Source organism: Sphingobium phenoxybenzoativorans (genome assembly GCF_018286635.1).
In the GTDB taxonomy this organism is placed as follows: Bacteria; Pseudomonadota; Alphaproteobacteria; order Sphingomonadales; family Sphingomonadaceae; genus Sphingobium; species Sphingobium phenoxybenzoativorans.
Genome location: NZ_CP073910.1, coordinates 260,469 through 281,366, shown reverse-complemented (window position 1 = coordinate 281,366; position 20,898 = coordinate 260,469). Strand labels below are relative to the sequence as shown.

The window sequence follows — 20,898 nt, the reverse complement described above, 5'->3', positions numbered from 1 at the left end:
GAATGAATCAGGGCGCCAGCGGGGATTGCTGCGCCACGGCCGCGCCGTCGCCGGTGCGAATCTGGCGCGGTTCCAGGATCGCGGCGGTCTCGATCAGGTCGAGCGCGCGGCGCGCCTCGCGGTAGCGGCGGGCCATCTGCAGCCAGCGGTCGGCGACATCGTGCGCGGGCAGACGCTCGACTTCGACCAGGGCGGCGTCGACACGGCCTGATTCCAGCAGGCGCTGGGCGCGGCGGTAGGCGCGGTCGGGCAAAGGCGAGGGGGTGGAGGATTTGCGGATGATGACCATTTGCCGCGCTTCATTCTTGAAGGTCGTCCACCAGCTCGCGTCGGGCGGATTGCCGGTCAGATGCGGGCCGATGGCGTCCAGCTCCGCCTCCAGATCGGCGAGCGTCACCGGCTCGCGCGCGGCGTTGATGATGGTGGCGACGGCGCGGGGCTGCGCCTGGCCGAAGCGCAGGCGAAGCTGCCCCTCGACATAGCCAAGCGGCGCGCCGCTATCGAGCGAACGGCGGGCGGCGACGGCGACCAGCAGCCCCTCCGCGCGGGCGGCGTTGCCGGATGCGGCCTGCGCCTCCACCGTGATTCGGGTAAGGCGGTCCTCCAGCTCCCGGATGCGGACGTCGAGCAGGTCCTGGCTCGTCGCATCCATCGGGCGGGCCGCGGCGAGGGTGGCGCTGCGCTGCGCGACGCCAAGGACCGGGACATGTTCGGGCGCGGCCACCTGTGGCGTCCAGAGGCGCGAGACATAAGGGAAGGCCCAGACCGCCAGCGCCGCGCCCGCGAGAAAGGCAAGGCCGACCAGAATAAGCACGAGCACCCTGCGGCTGTTGCGAGGCGGAGCGGGGGCAACCGGCATATAGGGTTCCGGCGCGTCGACCGGAGTGGCGGCCGGAGCGGCGGCGGAGCCGGTAACTGGCTTATCCTCGTCGTTCATCGCCGCCCGGTTCCTGACACTTTGCGCCCCTGACTTTCCGTCCCTGACGTCCGTTCCCCGCCAATCATTCGCACAATCCGGCGGCAAGAGCCAGTAGCGCCGCATCGTCCGGCCGGGCGGCGGCGTGGCCGCTGGCCCAACCGCCGCCTGCGGCCTCCAGCGCGGCGGGGCTGATCGCGGCGATGTGCAGCGTGGCGCGGACGGGGGGGGGAACGAGATCGGCAAGCCGCTGCCCGGCGCGGGGAGAGTGGATGAGGATGACGCCGCCAGGGACGAGATGCGGCGCGAAATCGGCGGCGTGACCGCTCTCAACCGAGGCATAGACGCTGGCCGAAGTGACGCGCAGATCGCCGGGATCGAAGGTGCGGATGTCGCGGCCGGAAATATGGAGCACCCATTGATGGCCCCGGTCAGCGATCATCGCCGCCAGTTCCTGCACGCCGCGCGTGCCCACATGCACCGGCGCGAAACCGGCGGCGCGAACGGCCTCCGCCGTCACTTCGCCCACGGCATAGGCGGGCAGGTGGCGGTAACGGTCGAGCTGCGGCCCGGCGAGGCGCGCGCCATTGGCGCTGGTGAACATGACGGCATCAACGAAATGCGGTTCCGGCCCGGTCCAGGGGATGGGCGTGGTCAGGAACAGCGGATAGCAATCCACCGCAAGGCCAAGTGCTGCGGCGGCCTGCGCAGTGCGCGACGCGCCGGGTTCCGGGCGGAGGATGAGGAGCGGGCGGCTCATTCGACCCTGCGTCCCGCGAACAGGCCGCGCAGGGCCGGGCTGGCGCGATCGAGCAGCGCGCGGCCGAGGGCGGAGGCGTGACCAGCGGCGTCGGCGCGGGGGAAACGGACGTCATCCCCCACATAATCGCCGCCATCGCCGGTCAATATTTCGGCGCGCAGGTGGATGTCGCCGCCCGCGACCTGCGCCAGCGCCGCGACCGGCGAGTGGCAGCCGCCGCCAAGCGCCAGCAACAGGGCGCGCTCCGCCATCACGCAGTCGAACGTATCGGGATCGCTGATAGCGGAGAGGATTTTGATCATCACGGCGTTGGCGGCGCGCGTTTCAATCCCGACCGCCCCCTGCGCCGGGGCGGGCAGCATGACGTCGAGCGGGATGGCCGCGCCGATATCCGGCTGACCAAGGCGATCAAGCCCGGCGGCGGCGAGCAGGGTGGCGTCCGCCTCCCCCGCCTCCAGCTTGGCAAGGCGCGTCGCGACATTGCCCCGGAATAGGGTGATCGACAGATCCGGGCGCAGGCGCAGAAGTTGCGCGGCGCGACGCGGCGAGCTGGTGCCGACGACCGCGCCCCGCCGCAGCGCGCCGATGCTGTCCGCGCCGATCAGCCGGTCGCGCATGTCGGCGCGGGGCAGCATCGCGGCGATGGCGATTGTTTCCGGGCGGATCGTCTCCACATCCTTCATCGAATGCACGGAAAAATCGATCTCCCCATCCAGCAGAGCGCGGTCCAGTTCCTTGGTCCACAGCGCCTTGCCGCCGATCTCCGCCAGCGGCCGGTCCTGAATCCGGTCGCCGCTGGTCTTGACGGTAACGATGCGGACGGCATCGGATGGCCAGCCATGCGCGGCGCACAGGGCGGAGGCGACCATGTTCGCCTGAACCAGCGCCAGCGGGGAGCCACGGGTGCCGAGGCGGAGGGGGAAGTCCAGTTTGGGCATATCCGGCTTTCCTCTAGTCACCGCGCGCACTAGAGGGAAGCGGCAATGACCATCATCCTTGGCCTGGAATCAAGCTGCGACGAGACGGCGGCGGCGCTGGTGACAGGCGACGGGCGGGTTTTGGCGCACCGGCTGGCGACGCAGGAGGAGGCGCACCGCCCCTATGGCGGGGTCGTGCCGGAGATCGCGGCGCGGGCGCATGTCGAGATGCTGACGCCGCTGATTGCCGCCGCGTTTGAAGAGGCCGGGCTGACGCTGGCCGATGTCGACGCCATCGCCGCGACCGCCGGCCCCGGCCTGATCGGTGGCGTCATGGTGGGTCTCGTCACCGGCAAGGCGCTGGCCCATGCGGCGGACAAGCCGCTGATTGCGGTCAACCATCTGGAGGGGCATGCGCTGTCGCCGCGTCTGGCCGACCAGAGCCTGCAATTCCCCTATCTGCTGCTGCTGGTGTCCGGCGGGCATTGCCAGTTGCTGCGCGTCGAGGGCGTGGGCCGGTACAAAAGGCTGGCGACGACCATCGACGATGCGGCGGGCGAGGCGTTCGACAAGACGGCGAAGCTGCTGGGCCTTGGCTATCCGGGCGGGCCGCGGGTGGAAAAGGCGGCGGCGCTGGGCAATGCGAAGGCGGTGCCCCTGCCCCGGCCGCTGGTCGGCACGAGCGAACCGCATTTTTCCTTCGCGGGCCTGAAAAGCGCGGTGATGCGCGCGGCGCAGGCCGGACAGCACAGCGTCGAGGACATCGCCGCCAGTTTCCAGCAGGCCGTGATCGATTGCCTGCTCGACCGCACAGCGCGCGCGCTTTCCAACAGTCATGGCGTCACGGCGCTGGTCGTCGCCGGGGGCGTTGCGGCCAATGGCGCGATCCGCGCCGCGCTGGAAAAGCTGGCGGCGGACAATGACCTGCCCTTCGTCGCGCCGCCGATGTGGCTGTGCACCGACAATGCGGCGATGATCGGATGGGCCGGGGCGGAGCGATTCGCCGCCGGCCTGATCGACGGGCTGGACGTGGCGGCGCGGCCGCGCTGGCCGCTGGACCCGGATGCGGAAGCCGCGCGCGGCGCAGGAGTGAAGGCATGAAGATCGGCGTGATCGGCGCGGGAGCATGGGGCACGGCGCTGGCGCAGGTATGCGCGGCGGGCGGGGAGGAGGTGCTGCTCTGGGCGTTCGAGCCGGAAGTGGTGGAGGCCGTGAACGCCGCCCACGAAAATTCGCTCTACCTGCCCGGCGTGCCGCTGTCCGCCGGGGTGCGCGCGACCGGCGACATGGGCGCTCTGGAGGCGTGCGACGCGCTGCTGGTGGTGACGCCTGCGCAGCATCTGCGCGCCATTCTGGCCAATGCGCCCGCGGGCAAGCCGCTGGTGTTGTGTTCCAAGGGGATTGAGGCGGGCACGGGCATGCTGATGTCGGAGGCGGCGGCGCAGGCGCAGCCCGGTTCGCCGATCTGCGTCCTGTCCGGCCCGACCTTCGCGCATGAGGTGGCCAAGGGGTTGCCGACGGCGATCACGCTGGCCTGCGGCGACCCGGCGCTGGGGCAGAAAATCGCGGCGCGGATCGCGCGACCGGGGTTCCGCCCCTATCTGTCCGACGATGTGGTGGGCGCGGAGATTGGCGGCGCGGTCAAAAATGTGCTGGCCATCGGGTGCGGCGTGGCCGAGGGCGCGGGGCTGGGCCTCAATGCCCGCGCGTCCCTGATCAGCCGGGGCTTTGCGGAAATGGGCCGGTTCGGGCAGGCGCGCGGCGCGCGGGCGGAAACGCTGGCGGGCCTGTCGGGGCTGGGCGACCTGGTGCTGACATGCTCGTCCACCAATTCGCGCAACTTTTCGCTCGGCAAGGGGCTGGGCGAAGGCACGCCCGCGCGGGAATTGCTGGCGAACCGGCGCACGGTGGCGGAGGGCGCGTTCACTGCGCCGGTGCTGCGCGATGCAGCGCGGCAGGCGGGCGTCGACATGCCGATCGTCGAGGCCGTGTGCGCGCTGCTGGAGGACAAGGCCCCCACCGACCGGATCGTCGAGGCTTTGCTTGCCAGACCGCTCCGGCCCGAATAGGGCGCTGCGGCGCCGCACCGTTAATATTCCCTTCGTTCATCCGAGATTTTCCCATACTGTCCGATAAACAGAAGCAGCTTCGAGCGAGAGGTCCCCTTTTCTTTGGCGATTGAGGCGTCTTCAGGAAGCGGCGGGGGAAGCGCCACGCAGACCGATGAGGACATCGCCGCGCTCGCCAAGGGCGGGCGGACCAATGTCTTTGGCTTCCTGCTGCGGCTGGCCGCGCGCCTGCCCTTCCTGTTCGTGGCCGGGCGCATGTATGGCGCGGAGACGCTGGGCCGTTTCGCCTATGCCATATTGGTGGTCGAGTTCGCCGCGCAGTTGGCGACGATGGGGCTGAAGCGCGGCCTGGCCGGCGCGCTGACGACGACCGAGAAGCCGCATACCCATGTGATTGCCGACGCGATGCTGGTGACATTGGCGGCGTCGCTGGTGGCGGCGGGCATATTGATCGCCTTCCCGCAGGCGATGTTCCCGAACAGCGGCATCAATGGGCTGGACCGGCTGCTGCCCCTGATCGCCATCGCCGTCGCCCTGTCGGATGTGGCGCTCGCGGCCTGCGCCTATCGGTTCGATATCAAGGCGACGGTGCGGGCACGGTCGATCATAGAGCCGTGGACGATCAGCATCGCGGCGCTGGGTTTCTATTTCTATTCCGCGCGCGACGGCCTGATCCTGGCCTATGTGCTGTCGATGGTGGCGGCGCTGGTCGCCTCGCTGATCCCGCTCTACCGCCATTTCGGCCTGCCCCGCGACTGGCGGCCCCACCCCGGCCGGATGGCGAAACTTGCGCGGCGCAACTTGCCGCTGGCCGCCGCCGACGCGGTAGAATGGGGGTCGCGGCGCATAGACCTGGCCATACTCGGCCTGTTCGCGACGCCCTATGTGGTCGGCATCTATTATGTCGCGCAGCAGGTGGCATCGCTGCCGCAGAAGCTGAAAACCAGTTTCGACCCGATCCTGGGTCCCGTCATCACCCGCAACATCGCGGAGAAAAATTATGCCGGGATCGCGCGGCAGGTGAGCCAGGTCGGCTTCTGGATCATCGCCGCGCAACTGGGCATCGCATTGGCGCTGGGCATTCCGGGTGAGGCGGTGATGGGCCTGGTCGGCGCGCATTTCGTTGGCGGCACGGGCGCGCTCGCCTTCCTGCTGGCGGCCGAAGTGGTCGCGGCGACGGCGGTGGTGAGCGAATCCGCGCTGGTCTATATCGCCCGGCACCGCAACCTGATGATCTCGCTGGGCATGATCGCGCTGCAGGCGGCGCTGAGTTTCGCCCTGATCATTGCGGCGAAGCGGATGGACCTAAGCCCGCTGGCGATGGCGGCCGCCCCGGCGCTGGCGCTGTGCCTGGCGCTCGCCTCAAGCTCGCTGGTGAAGGCGCGGCTGCTGGCGCGCTTGCTGGGCGCGCCGGTCAATGCCTGGCGCTGGGCGCTGCTGGTCGCGGCATCGGCGGGCGGGCTGATGGGCGCGGCCTTCGTCGCCCTGCCCCGCAGCCTGGAATGGGTGGAACTGGTGTTCGGCGTGCCCGCGATCCTGGCGGTCTACGCCTATGTCATCTGGCGGCGCGGCTTCGGCCCGGAGGACAGGGCGCTGTTCCGGAGGGAGAAGGTTTAAGCCCTGAAGCGCGTTCCTGCGAAATTGGGAGCATAATTCAGATGGCGGGACTGGGCTCCTGCCTGCGCAGGAGCACATGGTATTGGATGATCGAGAGGATTCATCTCACGCCTCGTCATCCCGGCGAAGGCCGGGACCCAACTATCCCGACATTCCTCGCCAAGTGCCCATGGCAAGATGGGTCCCGGCTTTCGCCGGGATGACGGTTGTGGGCAGCTCAGGCTAGGGTTTTGGCGCGGATCTGTTTCAGGTCGGCTTCGGGGCGGGCGCCATAGTGGGAGATGACTTCCGCCGCGGCGGCCGCGCCCAGTTTCAGGCAGTCGGCGACCGGCAGGCCCTCGACATGGCCGGCGAGGAACCCGGCGGCGAACAGGTCGCCCGCGCCGGTGGTGTCGACCACTTCCGCGACCGGGGCGGCGGGCACTTCGCTGCGGACGCCATCGACGACGGCGATCGCGCCCTTCTCGCTGCGGGTGGAAACGAGCACCGGCACCTTGGGCGCGAGCGCCGCGACGGCGGCGTCGAAATCGCTCTTGCCGGTGAGGAAGGTGATCTCCCCCTCGTTCGAGAACAGGATGTCGATCATGCCTTCCTCGATCAGCGCGAGGAAGTCGTCGCGATGGCGATCAATGACGAAGGTGTCGGACAGGGTGAAGGCGACCTTGCGGCCCGCATCCTTCGCCATGGCGATGGCCGAACGCATCGCGGCGCGCGGTTCGGCCGGATCCCACAAATAGCCCTCCAGATAGAGGATGCTGGCCGACTGAATCAGCGCCTTGTCGATGGCGGCGGCGGGCAGGAACTGCGATGCGCCGAGGAAGGTGTTCATCGTGCGCTGGCCATCCGGCGTGACGAGGATCAGGCAGCGGGCCGTGGGCGGTTCCTCCGTACGGGCGGGCGTGTCGAACGCGATGCCCAGCGTGTGGATGTCATGCGCGAACACATCGCCAAGCTGGTCCTTGCACACTTGGCCGATGAAGCCGCATTTCTTGCCCAGCGCTGCAAGGCCGGCGAGCGTGTTGGCGGCGGACCCGCCGCTGATCTCCATGCCCGGACCCATATTGTCGTAGAGCAGCTCGGCCGTTTCCGTATCCACCAACTGCATGCCGCCCTTGGTCAGCGCATGTTCGGCGAGGAAGGCGTCGTCGGCGCGGGCAAGGACATCGACGATGGCGTTGCCGATGGCGACGACATCAAGAGTGGCGGACTTGGTTTCGGTCACGGAGCATCCTTGGATTGGAAAGCGGTTGCCCGCCCCTCTACTGGCCCCAAAAGCCGAGCGCAACGGACACATTGACGGTGCGAAGGCCAGGCAGGATAGTCGGCGCATGATCGTGAAGGCGCTCTTTCGCGCATTGCCGCAGATATTCCATCCGGCGACGCGCGCCGTGCTGGCCAAGTCGCTGGGGCTGACGCTGCTGATATTCGTGGCGCTGGGCATCGGCGCGGGATTCGGGCTGCGCTATTTTTTCGTCTGGATGGGATGGAGCGAGGGCGGGCTGGCGGGGGCCGCAGCGGCGATCGTCGTCGTCGTGCTGACGGCATGGCTGCTGTTCCGCGCAGTGGCGATGGCGGTGCTTGGGCTGTTTTCCGACGCGATCGTCATCGCCGTGGAACAGGAAAGCTATCCTCAGGCGGCGGCGGGCGCACACAGCCTGTCCATGGCGGTGGGCATGCGGTTCGCCCTGCGATCCCTGTTGCGGACAGTGGGATGGAACCTGCTGGCCCTGCCCCTCTATATCGCGCTGCTGGTGACGGGCGTGGGGACGCTGGCGCTGTTCCTGGCGCTGAACGGGCATCTGCTGGGCAAGGACCTGGCCGATATGGTGGAGGGACGGCATCCGGAGCTGCCCGCCATCCCGCACGGCACGCGATGGGCGATGGGCATCGTTTCGGCGCTGCTGTTCCTGGTGCCCGTCGCGAACCTGCTTGCGCCGATCTGGAGCGCGGCTATGGCCGTCCATGTGCTGCACGGGCGGCGGGAGAGGACGGCATGAGAGGCGGATCGAAAGTTGCGGCGGCGCTGTTGCCGCTGGCCATGGCCGCCTGCAGCGCGGTGCCGCAGGCCGCGCCCGTCGCCGCGCCCCCTCCCCCGCCCGCCAGCGCCTATGGACGGCCGGTCGAGGTGATGGGCGCGGACGCGAAGAAGCTGATCGCGATGTTCGGCCAGCCGCGCCTGGACATTCGGGAAAAGACCGTGCGCAAACTGCAATTCGCCAACAGCCGCTGCGTGCTGGACGCCTATCTCTACATGACGGACAAGGGGAAAACGCCGGTCGTCACCTATGTCGACACGCGGTTGCCGGACGGGCGCGACACGGCGCAGCAGCCATGCGCGATGGCGCTGGCGGGGAAATAGTTATCCGTTCGCCCTGAGCGAAGTCGAAGGGTTTGCCAGAGCGTAGCGAAGGCCCTTCACTATGTTCAGGGAAGGGCTCCGACTTCGCTCAGCCCGAACGGGGGTTTAATCTTCGGAGCGCCCACCCCGCCGCTTCCGCAACCACCGGATCCTCATCACCCGCCAGCCTGCCAAGCACATCCGCGAACGCCGCATCCCCGCTGTTCCCCGCCGCGATGGCGGCGTTGCGGACCATGCGGTTGCGGCCGATGCGCTTGATGGGGGAGCCGGCGAAAACCTCCCGGAAAGACGGATCGTCGAGGGCGAGGATGTCGGCCAGCGCCGGGGCGGCCAGTTCGGCGCGGCCGAGGAAGGCGCGGTTGGCCGACGCGGCGTCGGCGAACTTGTTCCACGGGCAGACGGCCAGGCAATCGTCGCAGCCATAGATGCGGTTGCCAATGCCAGCGCGAAATTCCTCCGGGATCGGGCCTTTATGCTCGATGGTGAGGTAGGAGATGCAGCGGCGCGCATCGAGGCGGTAGGGCGCGGGGAAGGCGTTAGTCGGGCAGGCGTCCTGACAAGCGGTGCAGGAACCGCAGGTGTCGCGGGACGGCGGGTCAGGCGTCAGGTCCAGCGTCGTGTAGATTGCGCCGAGCAGCAGCCAGCTTCCATGATCGCGGCTGACGAGATTGGTATGCTTGCCCTGCCAGCCAAGCCCGGCGGCGGCGGCAAGCGGCTTTTCCATCACCGGCGCGGTATCGACAAAGACCTTCAATTCGCAGGGCGCGGCATCGACTAGCCAGCGGGCCAGCGCCTTCAGCGCCTTCTTCACTATGTCGTGATAATCCTGCCCCTGCGCATAGACGGAGATGCGCCCCCGGTCCGGCACATCGGCGAGCGCCAGCGGATCGCGCGCCGGGGCATAGCTCATCCCCAGCATGATGACCGAGCGGACCTCCGGCCACAGGCCCGTGGGCGACCCGCGCTGTCCGGCCCGCTCCTCCATCCACAGCATGTCGCCGTGGCGGCCCTCGTCCAGCCATTGCCGCAACCGCCCGGCCGTCTCCGGCGCGGCGTCGGCGCGCGTGACGCGGCAATCGGCAAAGCCGAGCCGGATCGCCTCCGCCTTCAGGCGGGCTTCGAGGGGAATGGCCGCTTGTGTTGTCATGTCGCGAGGCTATCCTGCCGCCGATGACCGGCGATCAGATCACCCAGCCCTATGCGGTCGAAGGCCGGGGACTTGTCAAGACATTCGGCGATTTCCGCGCCGTGGACGGCATCGACATCGCCGTGCCCGCAGGCAGCATATTCGGCGTGCTCGGCCCCAATGGCGCGGGCAAGACGACATTGTTGCGGATGCTGCTGGGCATTATCGACCCCGATGGCGGCGAGCGCACCCTGCTGGGCGAGACGGAGCCGCTGAAGATGGCGCGGCAGGTGGGGTATCTGCCGGAGGAGCGCGGGCTTTACCCGTCGATGAAAGCGGCCGAGGCCATCGCCTTCATGGGGGCGCTGCGCGGATTGCCGTTGCGCGAAGGGCGAGCGCGGGCGCGCGAATTGCTGGCGGGGCATGGGCTGGAGGCGTCGGCGGACAAACCGATCCGGTCGCTGTCCAAGGGCATGGCGCAGACAGTGCAGTTGCTGGGCACCATCGTTCACCAGCCGCGGCTGATCGTGCTGGACGAGCCATTTTCCGGGCTGGATGCGATCAACCAGGGCAAGCTGGAGGCGCTGATCCGGCGGGAAGCGGAGGCGGGTGTCACGGTGCTGTTTTCCACCCATGTCATCGCCCATGCCGAACGGCTGTGCGAGCGCATCGCCATCGTTGCGGGCGGACGCATCCGGTTCGAGGGATCGGTGAGCACGGCGCGCGACCGGCTGCGCCCGCAGGTGCGGCTGGAAACGCGGGCCAGCGACGGGCCATGGCGCAGCGCCCTGCCCCCGGATGCGCGGGTGGACGGCAATATCTGGCAATTCGCCCTGCCCGACGGCGGCATCGAACCGTTGTTGAAAGCGCTGGTCGATGGCGAGGCGGGCATTGAAAGCCTGTCGATCGAGCGGCCAGGACTGCACGACGCCTTCGTCGCCATTGCGGGCGAGAGCGCCGCGCGGGAGATGGGCAAGGCCGAAGCCGGGGAGGCGCAGGGATGAACGAGACGCTGCGCGCCGCCTTCGTCATCGCCCAGCGCGATTTTACCGCGGTGATCCTGTCCAAGACCTTCATCCTGTTCCTGCTGGGGCCGCTGTTCCCGCTGATCATTTTCGTCTTTGCGCAAAGTTTTGGGGACAAGATCGACAAAGATGTTTCGCGCCCCGCCGTAGGCGTGGCGATGTCCGCCTTAGATACGCAGCGGCTGACGGATGCGCGGGACCGAATAACGCAGAAGATTGGCGATCAGGCAATGCCGGTACTGCGCCCCTACCCCGCCGGAACCGACCCCAAGGCAATGCTGGCAGGCAAAGACGCCAAGGCTGTCGCAATGCTGTCAGGCACGCTGTCCATGCCTCGCCTGACCGGTAAAGAGGCGGATATCCGGCAGTTTGAGGGAGACCTTGGCCTGCTGATCGGCGTGGCGCGTGCGGGATCGGCGATGCCTGACACGCCGATCGCGAAGGACATTGTATCGACGAGCAGCGGATCGGAGCAGCAGTCCCGGCTGGTAACGGGTCGAACGGCGCAGGTTCTGCTTTTCCTGCTCACCATGTTGCTGGCGGGCATGGTGCTGTCCAACATGGTCGAGGAAAAGACGAACAAGATCATCGAGATACTCGCCGCAGCCGTACCGGTTGACGCGATATTTCTGGGCAAGCTGATCGCAATGCTGGGCATGTCCTTCGTCGGCATCGCGGTGTGGGGCCTGACGGCGCTGACCGGTTATGCCTTCTTCATGGGCACAAGCTTTCCCATGCCGACGCCGGCGATCGGCTGGCCGATGTTCGTGCTGCTGTTCTTCCTCTATTTCGCGACGGCCTATACGCTGCTGGGGTCGCTGTTCATCGGCGTTGGCGCGCAGGCGTCGACGGTGCGGGAGGTGCAGACGCTGTCCATGCCGATCACCATGTGCCAGGTCGTGATCTTCTTCTTCGCCAGCTATGCCGTGAACCGGATGGGCGAGGCGCCGGAGGTCGCGGCCGCGATCTTCCCCTTCAGTTCCCCCTTCGCCATGATCGCCCGCGCCGCGCAGTCGGACGCGATATGGCCGCATCTGCTGGCCATTGTCTGGCAATTGCTGTGGGTGGCGTTGATCATCCGCATCGGCGTGCGCCTGTTCCGGCGCAATGTGCTGAAATCCGGCGGCGGCGGGCGAAAGCGCCTGTTCGGCAGGAAAGCCGGACCCGCCGCCTGAAAATTTTCCGGCGGACGCATATATATGCTCGCCCGCGCGTAACTTTCTGGCGCGCTGGCGCGAATAGACGAGGCGGGCCGGAGACCGACGATGATCAGCAGACGGAAATTATTGGGCAGCGCGGGGCTGGTGGTGCTGGTGGCGGCGCTGCCCGGCCTGTTCGCGGGCGGAGACGAGGCAAGCGCGGCAAACTATCCCGTGACGATGACGCCGGAGCAGTGGAAGAAGAAGCTGACGCCCGGCCAATATGCGGTGCTGCGCCAGGCGGCGACCGAAGGACCGGGGACAAGCCCGCTCAACGGGGAGCACCGGGCCGGGACTTTCCTGTGCGCCGGGTGCGACCAGCGCCTGTTTTCATCCAAGACCAAGTTCGACAGCGGCACGGGCTGGCCAAGCTTCTGGCGGCCATTGCCCAAGGCGATCGGCACGTCGACGGACCGGACGCTGGGCATGTCGCGGACGGAGGTGCATTGCGCGCGGTGCGGCGGGCATCTAGGCCATGTCTTTGACGACGGACCGCCGCCGACCGGCCTGCGTTACTGCATGAACGGCGTGGCGATGCGCTTCGTGCCGGGGGTGTAGAGGACACGATAGACGCGGATACTTTCGCCCTTGCCCATCGGCAGCGGCTGAAGCCAGCGCGGCGTGCGGCCCTGTTCCAGATCGCTCATCAGGGAATGCGGCCGCTTATGGCTGTAGCGGCTGATCTCGCCGGAGCCGGGGCAATAAGCGAGATAGTCCGTACCCGCCACCAGCGCGGCGGCCTGCGCCGTGTCGGTTTCAAAGCCCAATATCACCCGCTTCATCGCCAGATTGTTACGATGATGCGCGGTCGCGATCACCGAATGCGGCGTGAAAGCAAGGATTGACGGGCCGATGTCGAGCGGCGCGAAAATCGTACCTTTGGGCAGGGCAGCAAGCCCGCGCAGCCCGGCGATGCCCGAACAGGCGACGGCGTTGCGATCAGCGGCGGCCTCCGCCGGATCGTCGGACGGGACGATAGCAAGGATCGCCGCCTCCGCGCCCAGGGGCGTCAGGGCGAACAGGAACAGGGTGGACAGGATGCGCAGCGGACTGCGCATGCGCTGCGCCCGCACCCACAGGCTGTGCAGCAGCCAGGCATTGCCCGCGAGCAGGAACAGATGCGCGACCGACATGGCGCGCATGACGAACAGCGCCACAAGCGTCGCGCCGAGCGACAGCAAGGCGAGGCCCAGCCATTCCAGGCGCTTCGCCGGGGTGGGCGCGGCCTTTACCGCCAGATAATAGCCGATAAATCCGAGCGGGACCGGCCCGGCGACCACGGCGGCGGTGGTGGCGGTCTGCTCCCAGAGGGGGCGGCCCTCCAGCACCTGCGTATACCATTGGGTGTAGACCACGGGATCGAGTCCGCCGAACGGACCCGTCAGGCATGCTCCGCCATCGATCAGGAAAGCGACGCCGCCCAGCACCGCCGCGATGGCGATGACGAGGAAACGGCGGATGACGCTATGTTCGCCGAGATAATGGGAGGCGAGCGGCATGGTTACGGCCACCACCAGCATCGGCGTCAGATAGACCGGGGACATGGCGTCGCAATAGGGCGCAAAGGCCGCCGACCAGCCGTGCACGCCGATCAGCAGCGCTGCCGATCCGCCGATCAGCGCCCACATATAGGCGCGCAGCCGCGGCCATTCCGCCGCGAGGCGAACGACATGCAGGGCGAAGAAGCCGCCGAACATCACGGCATAGGGCAAAGCCTCCGCCGAAATATGAAGCCACAGCGCGGCGCTGAACCCCGCGATCGTCCCGCCCCGGCGCTTTTCCGGGTCGAACGCCGCCCACAGCGTCACCGCCGCCAGCACTATCTGCCAGTCATGATGGTCTATGCGGGTCGGGTGGAACTGGATGAGGATGCCGATCGACATGGCGAGCAACACAGCGGCGACCACAGCCACGACCGGCCCGGCGATGCGGCGCACGGCAAGGGCGAGCATGAAGAATAGCGCAGCCGTGAGCAGCATGGGCGTGACAGTGACGGCGATGCGGTCCGCCACAGCCGCGCCGAAGATCGGCTGAAACAGCAGCATCAGCGCGGCGATCGGCAGGTCGACGATGCGCGACCAGTGCATCGGTCCGCCCTGGGGCGGGTTCACGCGATGCTGGGACACGTCGAACCAGTTCTGCCCGGCGAGGAAATCCTTCACCTGCACATAGCGCAGCGCATCGTCGGGATCGCGAAAGCCGAGCGTCAGCACGTTGCGCCATTCGACGAGCAGCATCATCCCGCAGCACAGAGCGGCAAGGGCGCCGACCGCCAACAGGAAACGGCGGTGGGTCATTGGGAAAAGACCACCGCCTTGCGCAGAAAATAGGTTGTCTGGAAGGAGACGATGACCGCAACCAGCTTGGCGAGGTGCGGATCGACGCCCAGCATGTCGCCGCCGCCGACGATCAGCGCGGTGAGGGCAAGGCCAAGGAGCGCGGAGGCCAGGAACAGCGCCTGCTGCCTGCCTCGCGCGCGCCCGCGCACGGCCAGGGAATCGGAGAATACGGTGCGGCTGGACAACAGCCAATGCGCCAATATGCCGGCGGTATAGCCTGTCGCGGACGCCTGCATCGCGGGCGCGCCGGACGCCATCAGCGTCAGGAACAGGCCAAGATCGACCGCAAGCGCGCCGATGCTGGCCGCGATGTAGCGGACATAGGTAATGCGGACGATGCCGGGAAGCCGGCCCAGGAGCGCGGCAATCATCCGGTTCACGCCGCCTTGTTCAGACGGCTTGGCACCAGCCGTTCGCTGGCGAGCGCGGCCTGCTGCCCCTCATCGCCCGCCTCATGATATTCGGCGTCCTCATTGACGCTCCAGATGTCGTGGATGCGCGCGCCGGCCTCGATATTCCGCACCGTCAGCATCGCGGTCATCATCGCATGATCCTGATTATTATAGCGGTGCATGCCGTTGCGGCCGACCATGTGGAGGGTTGGATATGTCTCCTCCAGGTCGGCGCGCATCGCCGCGACATTGGCGGCATAATGATCGTCATAGACCGGATAGGCCTTTTCCTGACGCACGACTGCGCCGCCAGTCACGTCCTCCGGGCGGCAGAGGCCGAGGATCGCCATTTCCTTCTTCGCCAGTTCGACCAGTTCCTCATCGCTGGACGACCAGAGGCCGTCGCCTTCGAAGCAGAAATATTCCAGGCCCACGCAGGCGATGTCGCTGTCCGGCACCATTTCGGGCGACCAACTGCGGAAATTCTGGACGCGGCCGACCTTCACCTTGCTGTCGTGGATGTAGATCCAGTTGTCCGGGAACAGGTCCGGCGACTTGATCATCAGCGCAACGGTCAGGAAATCGCGATATTTGAGGTCCAGCGCCTCGCCCATCGTCGCGGGCATCGGGTGGATGCGCCCGGCAAGCTCCCGCATCGGCGCGGAGCTGATGACATGGGCGGCGTTGATCGTGATGTCGCCATCCGGGCCGGTCGCGGCGACGCGCCAGCGGCCAGTGACCTGATCCTGCGCAAGCTGCTTCAGGGCATGGCCCATCAGCACATGGTTGCCGCCAGCGACGACATGATCGCGCGCGGCGTCCCACATCATGCCGGGGCCGAGCCGGGGATAGCGGAAGGTTTCGAGCAGCGTCTTGGTCTGCATCCCGTCATTCGGGCGCTTGTTGAGGCCGAGCGAGCGTTTCAGGCCGTCGAGCACGGCTGCGCCGAGGCTCAATCCCTTGATGCGCTGCGCCGCCCAGTCGGCCGACATTTCGTCGCAGGGCATGCCCCAGACCTTCTCCGTATAGGTCTTGAAGAAGATGGAATAGAGCTTGTGGCCGAACTGGTTGACCACCCAGTCCTCAAAGCTTTTCACATCCTTTTTCGGGCTGAGCTTCCAGCGGGCGTAGCTCGCCATGCACAGGGTCGAGCGCCAGATGCCGAGGTTCATCAGCGCCTCGAACGCGCGCAGGGGATAGCTGTAGAATTTGCCCTCATAATAGATGCGGCTCATCCGGGGGCGCTGGATGAAATCGTCCGGCAGAATCTCGTTCCAGAGGTCGACGACCTCCTGCGATTTCGAAAAGAAGCGGTGGCCGCCAATATCGAAGCGGAATCCCTGATGTTCCACGGTGCGGCTGATCCCGCCGACATAGACGGGGTCCTTCTCGATCACCGTGACGCTGTAACCCTTTTTCGTGAGAAGATAGGCGGCGGTAAGACCGGCCGGCCCGGCCCCGATGATGGCCACGTCGACAGACTGCTGGGCAGACGCCATTACAGAAAAATCCCCCGGAGATTACGCTCTGCCGAGGGAATGAAGGAAATCTTCTAAGGAACGGTTAATTTTTCTTAAGAACCGGCCGGATCAGCCCGCGCGCACGGCGTATACCGCACTGTTCAGGTCAACGCGCGCATTGCCGAACGCCTCATTCACACACCGCGCCTGATTGCCGATCAGGCTGGAGCCGGGCGTGTCGTCGCACACCTTGTTGGCCGCGCGACGAATGCGGGCGTCAGCAACGCGCACATCCCGGTCGGCGCGCAGATCAAGATCGCGCAGCGAGACGACGACCGAGCGCACTTCCTCTGTGCGGTCGCCAGTCACGATAACGTCGGATTCCACCTGCTGCGCCGAAGCGGCGGCGGGGATGAAAAGGGCGGCGGCAGCGGCCGCAAGGATCGTCTTCCTGTGCATGGTCTGTCTCCTCTTTGCCTCCCGCTCTCAGAACCCAAGAACGTGCAAAGCGGAGAGGGGTTTCAAAAAAAGTGGCGCAAAAGTGCCATTTTTTGAAACGACCGCTGAATTTTGCCCTGTTTAGAAGGAGGCGTACTCCTGCGAAAGCAGGAGCACGCTGTGTCTCGCTGATCCGGATAAACTCCGGTCAGATCAGTGGCGGAAGTGGCGCATCCCGGTGAAAAGCATCGCCAAATTCGCGTCGTCGGCGGCGGCGATGACTTCCTCGTCGCGGATCGATCCGCCGGGCTGGATGACTGCCGTAGCGCCCGCCTCGACAGCGGCGAGCAGACCGTCGGCGAAGGGGAAGAAGGCGTCGGAGGCGACCGCCGAACCGATGGTGCGCGGTTCCGCCCAGCTTGCCTTCTCCGCCGCATCCTTCGCTTTCCAGGCGGCGATGCGCGCGGATTCAAGCCGGTTCATCTGGCCCGCGCCGATGCCCGCCGTGCTGCCGCCCTTGGCATAGACAATGGCGTTCGACTTCACATGCTTGGCGACGGTCCAGGCGAAAAGGCAGTCGTCCAGTTCCTGCGGGGTCGGCTGGCGCTTCGTCACGACCTTCAGCTCATCACGGCTGATGCGGCCATTGTCGCGGCTCTGGACCAGCAGGCCGCCCGCGATCGTTTTCATCGCGAGGCCCGGCCGGGCGGGATCGGGCAGGTCGCCGGTCAGCAGCAGGCGGAGGTTCTTCTTCTTCGCGAAGATCGCCTTCGCCGCATCGTCGGCGTCCGGCGCGGCGACGACTTCGGTGAAGATACCGCTGATCGCCTCCGCCGTGGGACCGTCGAGCGGGCGGTTGACGGCGATGATGCCGCCGAACGCCGACACCGTGTCGCAGGCGAACGCCGCCTCATACGCCTCGATCAATGTCGCGCCGGTGGCGACGCCGCAGGGATTGGCGTGCTTGACGATGACCACGGTCGGCGGGCCGTCGCGGAATTCGCTGACCAGTTCGAGCGCGGCGTCGGCGTCGTTATAATTATTGTAGCTCAGCTCCTTGCCCTGAACCTGCGCCGCCTGCGCGATGCCGTTGGCGGTGGGGCCGATCGGCAGGTAGAGGGCGGCGGACTGGTGCGGGTTCTCGCCATAGCGCAGGGTGGAGGCGAGCTTTGCGCCGGTGGTCAGCGTCTCCGGGAAGGCGAGGCCCTGATCGGCGAAAGCGAACCAGCTTGCGATCATCGAATCATAGGCGGCCGTCGCGGCATAGGCCTTTGCCGCCAGCATGCGGCGGAAATCATAGCTGGTCGCGCCGCCCTGCTCCGCCATTTCCGCGATCAGGCGCGCATAGTCGGCGGGGTCGGTCAGGATGGCGACGCTTTCATGATTCTTCGCGGCCGAGCGCACCATGGAGGGGCCGCCAATGTCGATATTCTCGATAATCTCCTCGCGCTCCGCGCCCTTCGCGACGGTCTGGGCGAAGGGATAGAGATTGACGACCACCAGATCGATCGCGCCGATCGCATGCTCGTCCATCGAGGCGACATGTTCCGGATTGCCGCGTACGGCGAGCAGGCCGCCATGCACCTTCGGATGCAGGGTCTTGACCCGGCCGTCCATCATCTCCGGGAAGCCGGTGAGGTCGGAAATATCCTTCACGGCCAGCCCGGCGTCGCGCAGCGCCTTCGCCGTGCCGCCGGTCGACACCAGCTCCACGCCATGGCTGGCAAGCGCCGCGCCAAGTTCAGCAAGACCGGTCTTGTCGGACACCGAAAGCAGCGCCCGCGCAATCTTCACATTCTTCACGTTCTGGACCTTATCAATTTAGCTCATGCGCTTGAGCAGCCAGCCGATGCTGCTGCCGCCCGGCTCCGCCTCTGCGCTGATGACGAGTTGCTGGCTCTGGACCGGGCGGCCATTGCCGTCCACCCAGAGGCTTTCCTCCACGGCGAGTTTCCCGGCGCCCGCCCGGAATTGCCACAAGGTGCCGCCCTCCAGCCGGAGCAGCACGCCCTGCCCGTCCGCCGTCACCGTCGGCTCCACATCGGGCGCGAGATGGAAGCGAAGCACATAGGGCACGGCCGCAGGCTTGCGGCGGCGCGGGGCGGGGAGCAGCATGTCCTCGCCCCGGATTTCCTTGCCCTCCGCCGAGAGGATCAGCAGGCGGCGGTGGACATAGCCGAGGCGGCGAACATAACCGTCATGGCTGAGTTCCAGGCGGCTGCCGCTTTCGGTCTCCTGCCGATGCAGCTCAACTTCGGTGACGCCGCGGCCAAGGGTGCCGTCCGCAAGGATCGCCGTCGAATTGCTGTCCGCAAGGGTGAGCGTGCTGTGCGCGGCGGTGGTGCGTAGCGCCTGCGCCAGCGAGTCCGGCAATTGCGCGCCGGCGAGCGCCGCGCCGCCGCAATTGACGAACAGGCGGTGCGCGCCGTCGCTGATCTCCAGCGCGCCGGTGGAGGCGCAGCCCGCATCGGCGACCCGCGAAACCGGCGGCGGGGCCGCGTCGATGAGGACAACCGTGCCGCCCGCCGACAGCCGCTGATAGCCCCAGTCGCGCGCCTGGCGCAGCGGACGGGTGCGGACGCCGGTGGCGGCGATCACGGCATTGACGGCCTCGGGCGATGTCGCGCCGCCGCCCTGCCAGCTTCCCAGGCCGCCATCGCCATGCGTGACGCCGAGCAAAGCGGGCACGGTGCGCGACAAGGCTTCGTCCAGGAATGCGGGCGGCTCCTCCCGCCGGGCGTCATAGACGGCGCGGAGCATAGCGAGGAGCGTGATCCCCTCAAGCTGCGCCATCGGCGCGCGCGATATGGTGCCGCCATCGCCATGGAAGGCGCTGTCCAGCGCGCGGCGCAGGCCCGCCTCGCCAAAGATGCGGCGCGGGCCGCCGCCGGGGATCAGCAGTGATGCGGCGACAATGCCGCCCCAGGCGACAAGGCGCTGTATGCCGACCGGGGCCTTGTCCGCGCCCTGATCGAGATGACGCGCGGTGCGGGCGATGCAGTTGAGGACCAGCGAACGATAGACGAGATCGCTGCTCGACAGGATCAACGGCGCCTGGCTGGTCCAGAAAAACAGCCGCCAGCCCGCATTGTCGGCCCGCCACGCCGGTTCGCTGGGCTTTTCCGAATGGGCGGCCAGCCATTTGCGCATGATCGCTTCGGCGACCGGCGCGCCCTGATCGCGGGTCGACACCGTGGCAAGATCGCGCAGCCAGCGGAAGCTGTGAATATAGTCCCGGAAAGCGGGCGACACGTCCAGCGCCGCAAAATCCAGCGTCTCGACCGACTGCTTCATGCCGCGGAACAGGAAGAATCCGGCGCGCAGCGCATTGCCCGCGCGCGGATCGCCGGGAATATCGTCGTCCGGCACAGCCAGCAGTTTCAGGGGATATTTCCCCTTCAGCCGCATCGCATGAATGGGGGTGCGCCAGGTCAGCCGGTAGAAGCGGTTCGCGACTCGTTCGGCCAGCGACAGCCCCCTGTCATCCGATACCCGGATGAGCCTCTTGCCCTCCTCGATCCCGTCATCCTCGGCAAGAGGCGCGGCATGGGGCGGAAGCCGGCTGTGATCGTTCACCCGCCCCGCAACCTCCGGATATTGTCGGCATAGGCGGACGGGCCGCCCTTGAAGGTCGCCGTTCCCGCGACCAGCACGTCGGCGCCCGCCGCGATCGCCTGCGGCGCGGTTTCGAAATCGATGCCGCCATCGACCTGCAGACGGATGTCCCGGCCGCTCTTGTCGATCATCTTGCGGATCGCCTCGATCTTGCGGAGCTGGTTGGTGATGAAGCTCTGCCCGCCGAAACCGGGATTGACGCTCATCACCAGCACCAGGTCGACATCATCGATCAGATAGTCGAGCATCTTGGCGGGCGTACCGGGGTTGAGCACGACGCCCGCCTGCTTGCCCAGCGACTTGATATGCTGGACGGTGCGGTGGATGTGCGGCCCCGCCTCCGGGTGCACGGTCAGGATATCGGCCCCGGCCGCCGCGAAAGCGTCCAGATAGGTATCGACCGGCGAAATCATCAGATGGACGTCCATCGGCTTGGTCGTGTGCGGGCGCAGCGCCTTCACGACCATCGGGCCAATGGTGATGTTCGGCACGAAATGCCCGTCCATCACATCGACGTGGACCCAGTCGCAGCCAGCCTCGTCAATCGCGCGCACCTCCTCGCCAAGCCGGGCGAAATCGGCGGACAGGATGGACGGGGCGATGCGGACGGATGGCGACATGGATGACAGGCATTAGCCGCGCGATTCGGGTGGCGCAACCATTGTC

At 67.1% G+C, this 20,898-nt stretch carries 20 protein-coding genes; 8 read left to right on the top strand and 12 right to left on the bottom strand.

Annotated elements, in window-relative coordinates; translation table 11 throughout:
- Positions 1-7: 7 nt before the first annotated feature.
- The 3 genes from KFK14_RS01445 to hemC form a co-directional block, all read right to left on the bottom strand.
- Entirely contained in the window at positions 8-859 is an 852-nt protein-coding gene (locus tag KFK14_RS01445; RefSeq protein WP_212610975.1) for a hypothetical protein, read from the bottom strand.
- Between the two features lie 142 nt (positions 860-1,001).
- Complete coding sequence (locus KFK14_RS01440) at positions 1,002-1,676, bottom strand: uroporphyrinogen-III synthase (RefSeq protein WP_212609617.1); 675 nt, start codon at positions 1,674-1,676, stop codon at positions 1,002-1,004.
- A complete protein-coding gene (hemC, locus tag KFK14_RS01435; RefSeq protein WP_212609616.1) occupies positions 1,673-2,614 on the bottom strand; it encodes a hydroxymethylbilane synthase in 942 nt (313 codons plus the stop codon). Before hemC ends, KFK14_RS01440 begins: the two co-directional genes overlap by 4 nt.
- A gap of 45 nt (positions 2,615-2,659) precedes the next feature.
- Here hemC and tsaD point away from each other — a divergent pair, with 45 nt between their 5' ends.
- The 3 genes from tsaD (at position 2,660) to KFK14_RS01420 (ending at position 6,279) form a co-directional block, all read left to right on the top strand.
- Positions 2,660-3,694: a tRNA (adenosine(37)-N6)-threonylcarbamoyltransferase complex transferase subunit TsaD gene (gene tsaD, locus KFK14_RS01430; RefSeq protein WP_212609615.1), complete on the top strand. Its 1,035-nt coding sequence runs from the start codon at positions 2,660-2,662 to the stop codon at positions 3,692-3,694.
- Positions 3,691-4,662 carry an NAD(P)H-dependent glycerol-3-phosphate dehydrogenase gene (locus tag KFK14_RS01425; protein WP_212609614.1) on the top strand — a complete coding sequence of 324 codons (972 nt, stop codon included), beginning with the start codon at positions 3,691-3,693 and terminating at the stop codon, positions 4,660-4,662. Before tsaD ends, KFK14_RS01425 begins: the two co-directional genes overlap by 4 nt.
- 102 nt (positions 4,663-4,764) lie before the next feature.
- Positions 4,765-6,279: a lipopolysaccharide biosynthesis protein gene (locus tag KFK14_RS01420; protein ID WP_246524805.1), complete on the top strand. Its 1,515-nt coding sequence runs from the start codon at positions 4,765-4,767 to the stop codon at positions 6,277-6,279.
- A gap of 217 nt (positions 6,280-6,496) precedes the next feature.
- Here the strand turns inward: KFK14_RS01420 and KFK14_RS01415 are convergent, their stop codons facing one another.
- Positions 6,497-7,501, bottom strand: a complete 1,005-nt coding sequence (locus KFK14_RS01415) for an adenosine kinase (protein ID WP_246524804.1) — start codon at positions 7,499-7,501, stop codon at positions 6,497-6,499.
- Between the two features lie 106 nt (positions 7,502-7,607).
- Here KFK14_RS01415 and KFK14_RS01410 point away from each other — a divergent pair, with 106 nt between their 5' ends.
- A complete protein-coding gene (locus tag KFK14_RS01410) occupies positions 7,608-8,276 on the top strand; it encodes an EI24 domain-containing protein (RefSeq protein ID WP_212609613.1) in 669 nt (222 codons plus the stop codon).
- Entirely contained in the window at positions 8,273-8,638 is a 366-nt protein-coding gene (locus KFK14_RS01405) for a hypothetical protein (RefSeq protein WP_070157695.1), read from the top strand. Before KFK14_RS01410 ends, KFK14_RS01405 begins: the two co-directional genes overlap by 4 nt.
- Before the next feature lie 88 nt (positions 8,639-8,726).
- Here the strand turns inward: KFK14_RS01405 and queG are convergent, their stop codons facing one another.
- Entirely contained in the window at positions 8,727-9,785 is a 1,059-nt protein-coding gene (queG, locus tag KFK14_RS01400) for a tRNA epoxyqueuosine(34) reductase QueG (protein ID WP_212609612.1), read from the bottom strand.
- A 23-nt stretch (positions 9,786-9,808) separates the two neighbouring features.
- Between queG and KFK14_RS01395 the strand changes: the two genes are divergently transcribed.
- The 3 genes from KFK14_RS01395 (at position 9,809) to msrB (ending at position 12,546) form a co-directional block, all read left to right on the top strand.
- Complete coding sequence (locus KFK14_RS01395) at positions 9,809-10,768, top strand: ABC transporter ATP-binding protein (protein WP_212609611.1); 960 nt, start codon at positions 9,809-9,811, stop codon at positions 10,766-10,768.
- The gene (locus tag KFK14_RS01390) at positions 10,765-11,964 is read left to right on the top strand and encodes an ABC transporter permease (protein ID WP_212609610.1); all 1,200 of its coding nucleotides are present in this window, start codon (positions 10,765-10,767) and stop codon (positions 11,962-11,964) included. The genes KFK14_RS01395 and KFK14_RS01390 overlap by 4 nt, the downstream gene beginning before the upstream one ends.
- A 90-nt stretch (positions 11,965-12,054) precedes the next feature.
- Complete coding sequence (gene msrB, locus KFK14_RS01385; protein WP_212609609.1) at positions 12,055-12,546, top strand: peptide-methionine (R)-S-oxide reductase MsrB; 492 nt, start codon at positions 12,055-12,057, stop codon at positions 12,544-12,546.
- Here the strand turns inward: msrB and KFK14_RS01380 are convergent.
- The 7 genes from KFK14_RS01380 to rpe form a co-directional block, all read right to left on the bottom strand.
- Positions 12,501-14,285 (bottom strand): hypothetical protein, encoded by a 1,785-nt coding sequence (locus tag KFK14_RS01380; RefSeq protein ID WP_212609608.1) that lies wholly within the window; start codon positions 14,283-14,285, stop codon positions 12,501-12,503. The genes msrB and KFK14_RS01380 overlap by 46 nt on opposite strands.
- Positions 14,282-14,698, bottom strand: a complete 417-nt coding sequence (locus KFK14_RS01375) for a GtrA family protein (RefSeq protein WP_212609607.1) — start codon at positions 14,696-14,698, stop codon at positions 14,282-14,284. The genes KFK14_RS01380 and KFK14_RS01375 overlap by 4 nt, the downstream gene beginning before the upstream one ends.
- A gap of 5 nt (positions 14,699-14,703) precedes the next feature.
- On the bottom strand, positions 14,704-16,218 hold the full coding sequence (locus KFK14_RS01370) for an NAD(P)/FAD-dependent oxidoreductase (protein ID WP_212609606.1): 1,515 nt from the start codon (positions 16,216-16,218) through the stop codon (positions 14,704-14,706).
- A 90-nt stretch (positions 16,219-16,308) separates the two neighbouring features.
- A complete protein-coding gene (locus KFK14_RS01365; protein ID WP_070157687.1) occupies positions 16,309-16,638 on the bottom strand; it encodes a UrcA family protein in 330 nt (109 codons plus the stop codon).
- A 192-nt stretch (positions 16,639-16,830) separates the two neighbouring features.
- Positions 16,831-18,420 carry a bifunctional phosphoribosylaminoimidazolecarboxamide formyltransferase/IMP cyclohydrolase gene (purH, locus tag KFK14_RS01360; RefSeq protein WP_212609605.1) on the bottom strand — a complete coding sequence of 530 codons (1,590 nt, stop codon included), beginning with the start codon at positions 18,418-18,420 and terminating at the stop codon, positions 16,831-16,833.
- Between the two features lie 18 nt (positions 18,421-18,438).
- Positions 18,439-20,193, bottom strand: a complete 1,755-nt coding sequence (locus tag KFK14_RS01355; RefSeq protein WP_212609604.1) for a heparinase II/III family protein — start codon at positions 20,191-20,193, stop codon at positions 18,439-18,441.
- Complete coding sequence (rpe, locus tag KFK14_RS01350) at positions 20,190-20,852, bottom strand: ribulose-phosphate 3-epimerase (protein WP_070157684.1); 663 nt, start codon at positions 20,850-20,852, stop codon at positions 20,190-20,192. The genes KFK14_RS01355 and rpe overlap by 4 nt, the downstream gene beginning before the upstream one ends.
- Positions 20,853-20,898: the final 46 nt, after the last annotated feature.